Raw genomic sequence first — 14,540 nt, 5'->3', positions numbered from 1 at the left:
GGGGATCAGTCGGCGGCGTCTTCGAGGATGTAGATCGTGCCGCAATAGGGACACTGGTAGCGCCCGTCCTCGGTCTCGTCGATCGGGATGAACACCCGCGGATGGGAAGCCCACAGGGCCGTGCCGGGCGTCGGGCAGTGCAGCGGGAGATCCCGCTGGGTCACGCGTACCGTCGTCTCGGCATTGGCGGTCGTGTACTGGTCCTGATGGCTGGCGGTATCGGGATTCACCATGGTTCGGGTCTCGCTCCGGGTCGGGGTCGCGCCGTTCAGACGTAGGTCAGCCAGTCCTGATGCCGCGAGTCACGGCCGTGGACCACGTCGAAATAGCGCGACTGCAGCAGTTCGGTGATGGGGCCGCGGCTGCCGGTACCGATCGGCCGGTCGTCCACCTCGCGGATCGGGGTGACCTCGGCGGCGGTCCCGGTGAAGAAGGCCTCGTCGGCGATGTAAACCTCGTCGCGGGTGATGCGTTTCTCCACCACGCGGAAGCCCTCCTCGGCCGCCAGTTCGATCACGGTGCGGCGGGTAATGCCGTCCAGCGCCGAAGTCAGGTCCGGCGTGTAGATCACGCCGCCGCTGATGATGAAGATGTTCTCGCCGCTGCCCTCGGCCACGTAGCCCTCGGTGTCCAGCAGCATGGCCTCGTCATATCCGCAGCGGGTGGCCTCCTGCAGGGCCATCATCGAGTTCATGTAATTGCCGTTGGCCTTGGCCTTGCACATGGTCACGTTCACGTGGTGCCGACTGAACGACGAGGTACGGATGCGGATGCCGTTCTCGATGCCGTCGTCGCCGAGGTAGCTGCCCCAGCTCCAGGCCGCCACCATCACGTGCACCTCGAGATTGTCGGCGCGCAGGCCCATGCCTTCGGAACCGAAGAAGGCCATCGGCCGCAGATAGGCGCTCTCGAGGTTGTTCTCGGTGATCGCCGCCTGTTGTGCACGGTTCAGACGCTCGGCGGTGAACGGCAGGGTCATGCCGAGGATCTTGGCGGAGTTGAACAGGCGCCGCGTGTGATCCTCGAGACGAAAGATGGCCGGCCCGTGATCGGTGGGATAGGCCCGCACGCCCTCGAACACCCCCATCCCGTAGTGCAGGGTGTGGGTCAGAACATGGGTCTTCGCATCCCGCCAGGGCACCATCTCGCCATCCAGCCAGATCACCCCGTCCCGGTCGGCCATCGACATCGCTTGCGTCCTCGGTTTCGTGTTGTTCCGTCGGGTCAGCCTCGGGAAGCAGCATCAACATCGGCATCGCCGAATACGCTCTCCCAGGCACGCATCACCCGCGCGCGCACCGCCTCCAGCTCCGCATCCGGCTGTTCCACGCGGGCGTCGCGCCCGGCAAGGGTCAAACGGTGGATGCGGTTGCGCAGATCGCGGTAGGCATCGGCCAGTTCGCTGCTGAACCCGGCGTCGATCACGCCACTGGCGCCCAGGGCCTCCAGGGTGCGGATCTTGTCCGGGTATTCGCACACTGCCGGATACTCGTGCGCGGCAACCAGAACCCAGTATTGAACCATGAATTCGATATCGGTGATACCGCCACGGTCGCGCTTGAGGTGGAAGCCATCGCCCGGTTTCGACGCGTGCTCGGTCAACATGCGCTGGCGCATCTCCACCACCTCGCGGCGCAGGGCATCGGCATCGCGCGGACGGGTCAGAACCTCCCGGCGCAGGGCGGCGAAGTCCTCGCCCAGCAGACGATCCCCGGCGACGAAACGCGCCCGCACCAGTGCCTGGTGTTCCCAGGTCCAGGCCGACTCGTCCTGGTAGCGACGGAACGCCTCCAGCCCGGAAACCAGCAAACCGGCCGTACCCGAGGGGCGCAGCCGCGTGTCTACTTCGTACAGCCGCCCGGAGGCGGTGAACGCCCCCAGCAGATGCACCACCCGCTGGGCGACCCGGGCAAAGAACTCGCTGTTGTCGATCACCTTCGGCCCGGCGGTGCGGGCACTGGCGCTGTCATCGCTGTCGTGCAGGAACACCACGTCGAGATCCGAACCGTAGCCCAGCTCGAAGCCCCCCAGCTTGCCGTAGCCGATGACCGCGAAACGCGCCGGACGGCAGGCGCTGGCATCCTCGCCGCACTGCGGCGCGCCGAAACGCTCCACCATGTACTCCCAGGCCAGATGCAGCACCTGTTCCAGCAGCACCTCCGCCAGCCAGGTCAGGTGGTCCGAGACCTTCATCAGGGGCAGGTAGCCGGTGATGTCGGCGGCCGCCACGCGCAGGGTCTGCACCTGCTTGAACTGCCGCAGTCGGTCCAGCATCTGCTCGTGGTCCTGCCCCGGGAAGCGCGCCAGCTCGTCTTCCAGTTCCGCCTGCAGGCCCTCGCGGTCGGGCGGTGCATACAACGCGCGCGGATCCAGCAGCTCGTCCAGCAGCAGCGGGTGCTGGGTCAGCTGATCGCCGATCCACGGGCTCGCGCCCACCAGGCGCACCAGCTGCGACAGTGCCAGCGGGTTTTCCACCAGCAGCGACAGATACACCGAGCGCCGCGCGATGGTGCGGATCAGCTGCAGCGCCCGCGGCAGGACATCGTCGGGGGCATCCTGCTCGCCGATGGCCCCCAGCAACAGCGGCATCAGGCGGTCGAGGCGCTGGCGCCCGGTGGTGCTCATCGCGCGCACCCCGGGGCTTTCGCGCAGATCATGGATGCCGGCGAAGGCCGACCCGGGATCGTTGAAGCCGAGTCCGGCCAGCGCCTCACGGGCCTCGTCCTCGTTCAGCGTGCCCATCCACAGCCGCTGGATCTGCTGTTCGCGATCGGCCTCCGGCGAGTCCTCCATGCTTTCTTCGCCGGCCCGCTGCGGGGCAACGAAGACCTGATCGAAATGGGCATGGACCCGGTGCTGTTCGCGTACCAGCGCGGCCTCGAAACTGCCCTCGTCCTCGAACCCCATGGCCAGCGCCAGGCGCGCGCGGTCATCACCCTCGCGCGGCAGACGGTGGGTCTGCTGGTCGTTGAGCATCTGCAGGCGGTTCTCCACCCGCCGCAGGAAACGATAACCGCGCTCCAGCTGTTCCACCACGTAATCGGGCAGCAGCTCGCGCTCCCCGAGCACCGCCAGCACGCCCAGCAGGTCGCGCCGCTGCAGGGCCTGATCGCGTCCCCCACGGATCAACTGGAAGGCCTGGCCGATGAACTCGATCTCGCGGATCCCGCCCTCGCCGTGCTTCACGTCCTCGAACCGGCCCTTGCGTGCGGATTCGTCGTTGATCATCTGCTTGAGCTGGCGCAGGTTGGCCAGCGATCCGTAATCCAGGTAACGGCGATAGATGAACGGGCGCAGCCGGCGCATCAGGCGCCCGCCGGCCTCGACGTCCCCGGCGATCATCCGCGCCTTGATCAGCGCGTAGCGTTCCCACTCCCGACCATGGGCCTGGTAGTAATCCTCCATCGCGTCGAAGTGCATCGCCAGGGGGCCGGTATCCCCGAACGGCCGCAGGCGCATGTCGACCCGGTAGCAGAAGCCGTCCGCGGTCACCTCGGACAGCGCGGCGATCAGCGCCCGGCCGAGGCGCTGGAAATAGGTCGGGTTGTCCAGCGGCTTCGCGCCGTCGGTCTCGCCATTCTCCTCGAAGGCAAAGATCAGATCGATGTCGGAGGAGAAATTCAGCTCGCCGCCACCCAGCTTGCCCAGCCCCAGCACCACCAGCGACTGCGGCGATCCGTCCTCGGCGCTGCGCGGCTGGCCGTGGCGCTCGCGGTAACGCGTATCCAGCCATCCCAGCGCCGCGCCGATCAGGCCGTCCGCCAGGCGGCTGAGGTCGTGCATGACCTCTTCCAGATCCGCCGCCAGATCCGCCGCGCCGGCCAGATCCCGCCAGCCGATCCGCAGCAGCTCGCGGTGGCGCGTCTCGCGCAGGGCCCGGCGCAGGCCCTCCTCGTCCTCCGCGGCGTCCACCCGGGCCTGCAGGGCGGCATGAAAGTCCGCGTCGGTGCAGGCCGGCATGCGGCCCTCGGCATCCAGCGCCTCCAGCAGGTAGGCCGGATGGCGCCGCACCGTCTGCGCCAGGTAGTGGCTGAAGGCCAGCGGCCGGTGCTCGGCGGGGGGCGAGTCCGGCGCTATGCCTTCCGCGGGTTCCAACTCCTCCCACAGGCGCCGGATCTCGTCCTCCAGCGCGGCGGGCAGCGGGGCGGGGGTCTGCGGCAGTGGCTTGTCCATGGGTCTCAGATTAGGGAAACACCGATCGATGTGCACGTCCGGGTCGGGCCGCCGCGAGAAACAATCCGGATGATGGGACTTGACCACGGAAGCTAATACAAATAACAATCGTTCTCGCTTTTATGGCGAATCAACTACAGGAACCAACCGTCTCGAGGACCAACAGCCATGCGTACCCGCCCCCTGAACTGGATCATCGGTGCCGCCGCCACGGTGGCCATCACTCTGCCGCTTGCTGGCTGTGGCCCCGACGCCGATAACGGTGCCGCGGACGCCGGAGAGGTGAACCTCTATTCCGCACGTCAGGAACAGCTCATCCAGCCGTTGCTGGAACGCTTCACGGACGAGACCGGGATCGAGGTCAACCTGGTGACCGGCGGTGCCGACGCCCTGCTTCAGCGGCTGCGCCAGGAGGGCCGCAATTCGCCCGCCGACGTCTTCATCACCGTGGATGCCGGCCGCCTGCACCAGGCTCATGCGGCCGGGGTTCTCCAGGGCATCGAGAGCACGACCCTCGAGAACAACGTCCCCGAGCGCTACCGCGACCCGGATGGCGAGTGGTTCGGGCTGTCCATGCGCGCCCGCCCGATCATGTACCACACCGACCGGGTCGACCCGTCCGAACTGTCGACCTACGAGGCCCTGACCGACGAGCAGTGGGAAGGCCGGATCTGCATCCGCTCCTCCGACAATATCTACAACCAGTCGCTGGTCGCCTCCATGCTCGCCACCGAGGGCGAGGATGCAGCCCAGCAGTGGGTCAACGGCATCGTGGCCAACATGGCCCGGCGCCCGCAGGGGGGTGACCGGGACCAGATCCGCGCGGTGGCCGACGGGGTGTGCGATATCGCCATCGCCAACACCTATTACCTGGGCATCATGCTGGAAGGTGAAGGCCGTGACCGGGAGGTGGCCGAGCAGATCGGGGTCTTCTGGCCCAATCAGGACGACCGCGGCACGCACGTGAACATCTCCGGCGCCGGGGTCACCGCCCACGCGCCCAACCAGGAGAATGCGGCGCGGCTGATCGAGTACCTGACCTCCGAATCCGCCCAGGAGTGGTACGCCGAGGCCAACCAGGAATACCCGATCCGCGACGACGTTCCCGCCAGCAACATCCTCGCCGGCTTCGGTGATTTCGTCTCCGACGACATCGACCTGTACCTGCTGGGCGAGAACAACGCCGAGGCGGTGCGCATCCTCGACCGGGGTGGCTGGCGCTGATCCCGCCTGCCCCGGAGACCCCCGCAGCGCCCCGGCCACCCCGTGGTCGGGGCGCTTGCGTGTGGACCCCCGGAGCGCAGCAGTGGCCGTACTCCCCGCAGACTGCGGGGTCACCCATGGAATTCGAAACAAGAACCTTTACTATTTGCACTCCATGACCCAAGCCACCACCAGCACCGGGGCCCGCATGCCCGCCTTTCGCCGCCCGCGGCTGCCGCTCAGCCCGTGGTCGCTGGTGGCGGTAATCACCGCGCTGGTCCTCGCCCTGCCGGTGCTGGTGATTTTCGGACACGTGTTCATCCCCGCCGGGGAGGTCTGGGAACACCTGCGCCAGACGGTGCTGGCCGACTACGTCACCAACTCCCTGGTGCTGCTGGTCGGGGTGGGGATCGGCGTACTGCTGATCGGCGTGCCGGTAGCCTGGCTGATCAGCATGTGCGAGTTTCCGGGCCGCTCGGTCTTTCAGTGGGCGCTGATGCTGCCGCTGGCGATGCCCGCCTACATCATCGCCTACACCTACACCGGCATGCTCGACTTTTCCGGGCCGGTGCAGGGGCTGATCCGCGAGCTCTCGGGGCTGGGCTACGGTGAGTACTGGTTCCCCGAGATCCGCTCGCTGGGCGGCGCCATGGTCATGCTGCTGCTGGTGCTCTACCCCTACGTCTACCTGCTCAGCCGGGCGGCCTTTCTGGAGCAGTCGGTCTGCGTGCTGGAGGTCTCGCGCACGCTGGGCGCCGGCCCCTGGGAGGGCTTTCGCCGGGTCGCACTGCCCCTGGCCCGTCCGGCGATCATCGCCGGGCTGACCCTGGCACTCATGGAGGTGCTGGCCGACTACGGCACCGTGGCCTATTTCGGTGTCAGCACCTTCACCACCGGCATCTTCCGCACCTGGTACGGCCTCGGCGATCCGGCCGCGGCCGCCCAGCTGGCGGCCGTGCTGCTGAGCTTCGTCTTCATACTGATCCTGCTGGAGCGCTGGTCGCGCGCGAAGGCTCGCTTCCATCACACCAGCCGGCGTTATTCCACGCTGCCGCGCTATCGCCTGCGCGGCTGGAAGGCGACCGGTGCATTCCTCGCCTGCCTGCTGCCGATCCTGTTCGGCTTCCTGATCCCGACGGCGCAGCTGGCCCTGTGGGCGGTACAGACCACCGATCAGTGGATGAATCCGCGGTTCTACGGTCTGGTGTTCAATACCTTCTGGCTGGCGACTGCCGCCGCGATCATCGCCGTCGCCCTGGCTCTGGTGCTGGCCTACGCCCAGCGCATGGAGGGAGGACGGATCACCCGCGTGGCGGTGCGCATCGCCGGCATGGGCTACGCGGTACCGGGCACGGTGATCGCCATCGGCATCATGATCCCGTTCGCGGCCTTCGACAACGCGCTGGACAGCTTCATGCGCGAGACCTTCGGCGTCAGCACCGGACTGCTGCTGTCGGGCACGGTGTTCGCGCTGCTGTTTGCCTACGCCGTGCGCTTCCTCGCGGTGTCGCTGCAGACCGTGGAAGCCGGGCTCGGCAAGATCCAGCCGAGCATGGACGACGCCGCGCGCTCGCTCGGCCTGCATCCGCTCAAGACCCTGTGGCGGGTGCACATGCCGATCATGCGCGGCACCCTGCTGACCGCCCTGCTGCTGGTGTTCGTCGACGTCCTCAAGGAACTGCCGGCCACGCTGATCCTGCGGCCGTTCGATTTCAACACCCTGGCGGTGCGCGCCTTCGAGCTGGCCGGGGACGAACGCCTGCGGGAGTCGTCCAGCGCCGCTCTCGCCATCGTGCTGGTGGGGCTGGTTCCGGTTATCCTCCTGTCGATGACCATCGGGCGCTCGCGCCCCGGCCAGGGTGCCGAAACCGCGCAGGCCACCACCGACGACCCCGACCGCCGCCCGCGTTCGCGGCCGCTGGCGATGCCCGCGGGCACGGCCGCGAACCCGCGCGCCGACGACCCACAGGAACGCTGATGCAGGTACCCCATACGCCGCTTCTGGATCTCGACCACGTCGACATCGGCTACGACGGGCAGCCGGTCGTCCACGACGCCTCGCTGCAGCTCCCGGAGGGCCAGATCGGCTGCCTGCTGGGCCCCTCCGGCTGCGGCAAGACCACCCTGCTGCGTGCGATCGCCGGCTTCGAGCCGGTGATGCGCGGCGAGGTCCGCCTGAACGGTCAGGCCATGAGTCACCCGGGGTTCACCCTGCCCCCGGAAAAACGCGGTGTGGGCATGGTGTTCCAGGATTTTGCCCTGTTCCCGCACCTGTCGGTGGGCGACAACCTGCGCTTCGGCATCCGCCACTGGAGCCGCGAAGCCCAGGACGAGCGGGTCCGGCAGCTGCTGCGGCTGGTCGGCCTGATCGGCTATGAACCGGGTTACCCGCACGCCCTGTCGGGCGGGCAGCAGCAGCGCGTGGCGCTGGCCCGCGCGCTGGCGCCGCGGCCGGGCCTGCTGCTGCTGGACGAGCCGTTTTCCAGCATGGACGTCGAGCTGCGCGGCGAACTGGCGCGCGAGGTGCGCGAAATCCTGCGCGCGGAGAACACCACCGCGGTCCTGGTGACCCACGATCAGAACGAAGCATTCGCCTTCGCCGACCGCATCGCCGTCATCCACGAGGGGCGCATCGCCCAGCTGGACAGCGCCTACAACCTCTACCACCGCCCGGCCAACCGCTTCGTCGCGGATTTCATCGGCGAGGGCACCCTGATCCCCGGCATGGTGGAGCCCGGCAATCAGGTCGACACTGCCCTGGGCCACCTGCAGGGCCCGCTGTCGGAGGCGCTGCCCCCGGGGACCGCAGTGGACGTGCTGGTTCGCCCGGACGACATCGCCATCGACAACGAGAACGGGGAGGTCCGCACCGAGGTGCTGGACAAGGCCTTCCGCGGCGCGGATTTCCTCTACACCCTGCGCCTGCCCGACGGCCTCAGCGTGCAGTGCATGGCACCGTCCCACGACAACTTCGTGATCGGGGAGCATGTCCGCCTGCGCCTGGATTTCTCCCATCTGGTGGTATTCTCGCGGGAAAGCGGCGTCGACTGCCCGAGCGGCTGACCCTCGCAGGAAACGAGCGAGCGCGGAACCCGCAGCCCGCGTCCGGACTCGGAAGAGAGACCCGTCAGGCCTGTCGACACCCATTCGGCCCTTCCCCCGTGATCGCGTGACCCGCCATCGATGACTTCCATCCCCGTTCCCGCCCGGTTGTGCCGTCCCTGCCTCGCGGCCCTGCTCGCGCTGCAGCTCCTGCTGGCCGCACCGGCGGCGGGGGACGAACGTCCACGCCTGGCGCTGGAGGGCGGCACTGCCGAACAGCGCGACAACATCGAGGCGACCCTCAACATCGCGCGCCAGCGCTGCGAGCTGCCCGAATTCCGCGAAAGCCGGGTGCTGCGCGACGCCGAAAGCCGCGCCCGCGACGCCCTGCGCGCCATCGGTTACTACCATCCGGAGCTGGAACTGTCGCTGGACCGCGATGCCGGGCCCTGCTGGACCCTGAACCTGGCGTTCGACCCCGGCCCGCCCACCACGGTGGAATCGCTGGACCTGCAGGTGACCGGCGAGGGCCGCATGGACCCCGCATTCGAGGCCATCCTGATGCAGACGCAGATCGCCACCGGCGACGTGCTGCGCCATGACCGCTACGAGGCCCTGCGTTCGCGCTTTACCCGGGTGGCGGCCGAACGCGGTTATTTCGATGCCGAGCTCACCCTGCGCCGTCTGGAGGTAGACACCGAACAGCGTACCGCGTCCATCCGGCTGCACATGGACACCGGACCGCGCTACCAACTGGGCGAGATCCGCATCGAGCAGGACATCCTGCGCGGGCGTTTCATGCAGCGTCTGCTGCCATTCGAGCCCGGCGAACCCTATGCCTCCGCGCGGATCATCGAACTGCAGCGCAATCTCAACAACAGCGGCTATTTCGAATCGGTGCGCGTGCGCCCGCTGCGTGACGAGGCCGAGGAGCGCCGGGTACCGGTGATGGTTGAACTGGAGCCGCGCAACCGCCTGGCCTTCGAGGCCGGTATCGGCTATTCCACCGACATCGGCCCGCGCACGCGCTTCGGCATGGAAAACCGCTACGCCAACCGCCGCGGTCACCGCTATACCGGCGAGGTGGAGGCCTCGCCCGTGCGTTCCGGCGTGGCCTTCAACTACGAGATCCCGCTGCGCGACCCGCTGCGCGAACGCCTGAACCTGTTCACCTCCTGGCGCACCGAGGACACCAGCACCCAGCAGTTCGACCGCTTCCAGCTGGGCACCAGCCGTGTACTGCAGCGCGAGTCCGGCTGGCAGACCACCGAGATGGTGCGCTACGAATACGAGGATTACACCGTCAGCGATCAGACCGACACCTCCCGACTGCTGATCCCCTCCTACCGCGTCAGCCGGACCGAGGCCGACGACCCGATGACCCCGCGCCGGGGCTACCGCCTGGAGGGCACGGTCCAGGGGGCCGCGGAGGAACTCCTGTCCACCACCAGCTTCGCCCAGGTGCGCGGCAACGCCCGCTACATCCGCGGTCTGGGACCGGGACGCGCGCTGCTGCGCGCCGATGTCGGCTTCACCGAGGTCGATTCGGTGCGGGAACTGCCCAGTTCCCTGCGCTTCTACGCCGGCGGCGACGGTTCCATCCGCGGTTATGGCTACCAGAAACTGGGGCCGAAGAACGAGGACGGCGACATCATCGGCGGACGACACCGCCTGGTGGGCAGTGCCGAATACGAGATCCCGGTGGTGGGTGACTGGAGCGCGGCGATCTTCGTGGACGCCGGCAACGCCTTCGACGACTTCTCCGACTTCGACACGGTCTACGGCGCGGGTGTCGGCGTACGCTGGCGCTCACCGGTCGGTCCGATCCGTCTGGATATCGCCCACGGACCGGACTCCGACGATGATTTCCGCATCCACTTCTCCATGGGGCCGGATCTGTGAAGCGCTGGCTGCGCATCGGGGGCCGCGCGACCGGCATACTGGTCCTCCTGCTGCTCGGCGTGCTCGCCGGCGTCGCCGCCCTGCTGTCCAGCGAATCCGGGACGCGCTGGCTGGCCGAACAGGCCGAACGCCACGCCCCGGTGGATCTGACCATCGCGGAAGTCGAGGGTACGCTGTTCCGCGGCCTGGCCGTGCGCGGACTGACCCTGGAGCTGCCCGACGGCCCCAACATCGCGGTCGACGAGGCGCGGGTGGCGCTGGACGCGGCGGGACTGCTCGCCCTCGATCTGCGCCTTGGCGAACTCGGTGCGCGCGGGGTGCGGGTGGATCTGCCCGAGGCACCGGAGGACGAGGCGGATGCGTCCGGGGAACTCCCCCTGCCCCTGGAGCTGCCCGATCGCGTCCGGATCCCGCTGCTGGCCGTCCACCTCGACCGGGTGCTGCTGACCGACTTCCGGATCACCCGCACGGACGAGGAACTGTTTGCGCTCACCCGCATGCAGGCGCGACTGAGCGCGCGCGGCACCCGCTTCCACCTCCACCACCTGGACCTGGCCCTGCCGGACCCCGAACTCGAACTGAGCCTGCATGCCCGACTGCGGGCCCGCGGCGACTATCCGCTGGAGGCCGGCGGACGCTGGCGGCTGGGGCTGCCCGAGGTGGCCGGCGAATGGCTGGAGCGCGAGGATGTCGCCGGCGCGCTGGACCTGGAGGGTGATCTGCTGCGCAGCCTGCGCCTGAACCACCGGGTGGAGGCCGGCCCGGCGATGGAGACCCGCGCCACCCTGCACGACCCGTTCGACGCGCCCGCGCTGGAGCTGGAACACGCCTGGGAGGCGTTCGCGCTGGCGCTGCAACCCGACACCCGGCTGACGCTGGACGCCGGACGACTGCAGGCGGACGCGACCCCGGACGACTGGGATCTGGCGCTGGCCACCGGTGCACGGCTGGACCCGTGGCCCGCGCTGGCCCTCCAGCTCGCGGCCCACGGCGACCTGGCCTCCGCGCGCGTGGAGACCCTGAATCTGCGCTCCGCGGCGGGGAATCTCGCCATCAGCGGCGAGGCGGGCTTCGCCGACGAGCTTACCTGGGACCTCGGACTGGATCTGGACGATCTCGATCTCGCGGCGCTGGAAACGGCACTGGACGACATGCCGGAGCTGGATGCCGGAATCCGGCGCCTGAGCGCGACCAGCCGGGGACGCCTGCCACCGGGGGCGGAGAACCCGCTGGCCGCGCTGGAGGCCGCGGTGACCCTCACCGAACTGGAGGGCCATTTCGAAGACCAGCCGCTGACCGGCGAACTCGACCTGCAGCTGGCCGAAGGCCGGGCTCGCTTCGAACAGGGCCAGTTCCGCCTGGGCGATGCCCGCCTGAGCCTGCAGGGGCACCTGGACGGGCTGCAGGCGGCGGCCGATGATCCCGAGACCCGCTGGCCGTTCGCCCTGGACCTCGACCTCGAGGGGGTGGATGCGGCGCAGTTCCGGCCCGATGTCGATGCCCGGCTGGACCGCTTGCGGCTCGCCCTGACCGGCACCCTGGCACCGGCCGAAGCCGATTTCGATGCCGGCCTGGCGCTGACCGCGCTGGAGGCGAGCGCACAGGGGGTCGGGGTGCGTGGCTACGGCCGCGTGGAGCTGGACGCCCGGCGCGCGCGCATCCGCGAGCTCAACCTGCGCAGCGACCCCGGAGCGCACCTGGGCTTGAGCGGCGAGGTCGGCTACGGTGCCGGCCTGGACTGGGACCTCGATCTGCGCGCGCGCGAGCTCGATCCCGGCCTGGCAGCGCCCGATTTCCCCGGGCGCCTCGCGCTGGACCTGCACACCACCGGCCGGCTGGATCCGCAAGCCGGACCGACCGTGGAGGCCCGCATCCGCCGGCTCGACGGCCATCTGCGCGAGCAGCCGGTGTCCGGGAGCGGCGAACTGCGCCTGGAAGACGAGATCCTCGACATCCGCGAGCTCGTACTCGGGCTGGGGGACAACCGGGCCCGGATCGCGGGGCGCGTGGCCGACACCCTGGACCTGGACCTCGCGCTGCAGGCACCCGGGCTGGACGCCCTGATGCCGGGACTGGGAGGCGAACTGGAGCTGGATGCCCGCCTGCATGGCGAACGCGAGGCCCCGCGGATCACCGCCCGCGGCCACGGCGCGCAACTGCGTTACGAGGACTTCGCCCTGGAACGGCTGGAACTGGAGGCGGACACCGGGCTCGCGGAGACCGCCCCGGCCGAGATCGACCTGAGCCTGCACGGGGTCACCGGCGCGGAGCAGACCCTGATCGACCGCCTGCGGCTGAGCGCCGACGGCACCGCCGGCGAGCATCGGGCGCGGCTGGATCTGGAGGCCGCCGAATTCGGCCAGCTGGAGCTGGCCGTGGATGGCGGCCTGGACACCGAAGCGCTGCACTGGAGGGGTCGCATCCAGCAGCTCGCACTCGACCAGCCGCTCGCCGGCCGCTGGTCCCTGGCGGGGCCGGTGGCGGTGGAAGGCGGTCCCGAGTCGGCGCGCCTGGAACGGCTGTGCCTGCAACGCGACGGCGGCGAGATCTGCGCCGAAGGCCGCCTGGACCCCTCCGGGGAGGCGAGCTTCGCCGCCCGCCTGGGAGCCATCGACCTGGCCTGGCTGGAACCCCTGCTGCCCCCGGAACTGGCGCTGCAGGGCACCGTGGATGCGCAGGCCGACGGGCGTCTGGATGCCGACGGCCGGATGGATGCGGATCTCGCGGTCACCCCGAGCGATGGCGTGCTGCAGGTGCGCGACGGCGACGACCTCCTGCAGGAGGTCCCGTGGCGGGACACCCGGCTGACGGCCCGCGTGCGCGACCGCGACGTGGATGCCGAGCTGCGCATGGACTTCCTCGACAACGGCATGGCCCGGGCCGATATCGCCCTGCGCGAGGAAGACGGGATGACGGGCATTCAGGGCGACCTGGAGGCGCGGCTGGAAGACCTTGCCTGGCTCGCGGCCACCACCCCGGAGATCGAGAACCTGCGCGGCGCGTTCGAGCTGGCGCTGGAGCTGGACGGTCCGCTGCAGGACCCGCTGGTGGAGGGCGGGCTGCGCTTCCACGACGGCGGGGTCGCGATCCCCGAGGCGGGCATCGACGTGGCGATCCCGGAGCTGCGCGCCGATGTCCTGTCCGCGCGCGAGATGACCATCAGCGGGGCCCTGGAGTCCGGCGAGGGCCGGATCGACCTCGACGGCCGCGCCAATCTCGGCGAGGACGGCCCGCAGGTCCTGCTGCGGGTCGACGGGGAAGACTTCCTCGCGGTCAACCGTGCCGATGCGGAGGCCCTGATCGAACCGGCCCTGCGCATCCGCTTTCGCCCGGACGAGGGCCTGGCGATCCGTGGCGGTATCAGCGTGCCGTGGGCGCGCCTGCGCCCGCCCGACCTGCCGCCGGGCGCGGTGCGGGTATCGGGCGATCAGGTCATTGTCGGTGAGGAAGAGGAGCGTCCGGCGGCGCTCCCCATCGATATCCGCGTGCGCCTGCATCTGGGCGATGACGTACGTTTCGACGGCTTCGGCCTGACGGCCCGCTTTGCCGGCGAAGTGGACGTGGAACAGGTCACCGGCCGCCCGACGCAGATGTTCGGCGAGATCCGCATCCCCGAGGGCGAATACACCTCCTACGGCCAGGACCTGCAGATCGACCGCGGCATCCTGCTGTTCCAGGGACCGCCGGAGGCGCCCGATCTCGACCTGCGCGCGGTACGCCGGGTGCCCGAATACAACGTGACCGTGGGCCTGGAGATCGGCGGCACCCCGGATGCCCTGCGCAGCCGGATCTTCTCCGAACCGCCGATGGACGAGACCGAGGCCCTGTCCTACCTGCTGACCGGGCGGCCGCTGTCCGGGGCATCGGAATCCGACGGCAACCTGCTGGCCGCCGCAGCCGCCGGCTGGGGCCTGGAACAGGGGGCGATGATCACCCAGCGCATCGGCACCGAGCTGGGCCTGGACGAGGTGGAGCTGGACACCGATGCCGGCCTCGACCAGAGCGCGCTGACCCTGGGGCTCTACCTGTCGCCACGACTGCTGCTGCGCTACACGGTCGGGCTGTTCGACAACACCTCGCGGGTGCTGCTGCGCTATGAACTGACCCGTTCGCTGAGCGTGGAGACCTCCTCGGGCAGCGAGGGCCAGGCGATCGACCTGATCTACCGTCACGAGCGCTGACCCCGCCCCGGACCGGGGCTGCGGGCCATGCACCTGTTA

The 14,540-nt window shown here is 69.4% G+C and carries 8 protein-coding genes; 5 read left to right on the top strand and 3 right to left on the bottom strand.

Annotated elements, in window-relative coordinates; genetic code table 11:
• Positions 1-5 precede the first annotated feature (5 nt).
• From F790_RS0104925 to glnE, 3 genes are read right to left on the bottom strand one after another with little or no spacing between them, the layout of a single operon-like run.
• Positions 6-233, bottom strand: coding sequence for a zinc-finger domain-containing protein (locus F790_RS0104925; protein ID WP_018947474.1), 228 nt, complete (start codon positions 231-233; stop codon positions 6-8).
• 35 nt (positions 234-268) lie between these two features.
• A complete protein-coding gene (locus F790_RS0104920; protein WP_018947475.1) occupies positions 269-1,189 on the bottom strand; it encodes a branched-chain amino acid transaminase in 921 nt (306 codons plus the stop codon).
• Positions 1,190-1,224: 35 nt separating this feature from the next.
• A complete protein-coding gene (gene glnE, locus F790_RS0104915) occupies positions 1,225-4,173 on the bottom strand; it encodes a bifunctional [glutamate--ammonia ligase]-adenylyl-L-tyrosine phosphorylase/[glutamate--ammonia-ligase] adenylyltransferase (RefSeq protein WP_019590996.1) in 2,949 nt (982 codons plus the stop codon).
• 168 nt (positions 4,174-4,341) lie between these two features.
• On the opposite strand from glnE, the gene F790_RS0104910 reads away from it, so the two are divergent.
• The 5 genes from F790_RS0104910 to F790_RS0104890 all read left to right on the top strand — a co-directional run bounded on the left by F790_RS0104910 (position 4,342) and on the right by F790_RS0104890 (position 14,501).
• A complete protein-coding gene (locus F790_RS0104910; protein ID WP_019590995.1) occupies positions 4,342-5,397 on the top strand; it encodes a Fe(3+) ABC transporter substrate-binding protein in 1,056 nt (351 codons plus the stop codon).
• A gap of 154 nt (positions 5,398-5,551) precedes the next feature.
• Positions 5,552-7,354 carry an iron ABC transporter permease gene (locus F790_RS0104905; RefSeq protein ID WP_019590994.1) on the top strand — a complete coding sequence of 601 codons (1,803 nt, stop codon included), beginning with the start codon at positions 5,552-5,554 and terminating at the stop codon, positions 7,352-7,354.
• A complete protein-coding gene (locus F790_RS0104900) occupies positions 7,354-8,439 on the top strand; it encodes an ABC transporter ATP-binding protein (RefSeq protein WP_019022744.1) in 1,086 nt (361 codons plus the stop codon). The genes F790_RS0104905 and F790_RS0104900 overlap by 1 nt, the downstream gene beginning before the upstream one ends.
• A 120-nt stretch (positions 8,440-8,559) precedes the next feature.
• Positions 8,560-10,320: an autotransporter assembly complex family protein gene (locus F790_RS0104895; protein WP_369773033.1), complete on the top strand. Its 1,761-nt coding sequence runs from the start codon at positions 8,560-8,562 to the stop codon at positions 10,318-10,320.
• Positions 10,317-14,501 (top strand): translocation/assembly module TamB domain-containing protein, encoded by a 4,185-nt coding sequence (locus tag F790_RS0104890; RefSeq protein WP_019590992.1) that lies wholly within the window; start codon positions 10,317-10,319, stop codon positions 14,499-14,501. Before F790_RS0104895 ends, F790_RS0104890 begins: the two co-directional genes overlap by 4 nt.
• Positions 14,502-14,540 lie beyond the last annotated feature (39 nt).

The sequence above is a fragment of the Thioalkalivibrio sp. ALE20 genome, assembly GCF_000381405.1.
Classification (GTDB): domain Bacteria; phylum Pseudomonadota; class Gammaproteobacteria; order Ectothiorhodospirales; family Ectothiorhodospiraceae; genus Thioalkalivibrio.
Note: the sequence above shows the minus strand (reverse complement) of the source record. Positions and strands in the feature narration are given on the sequence as shown.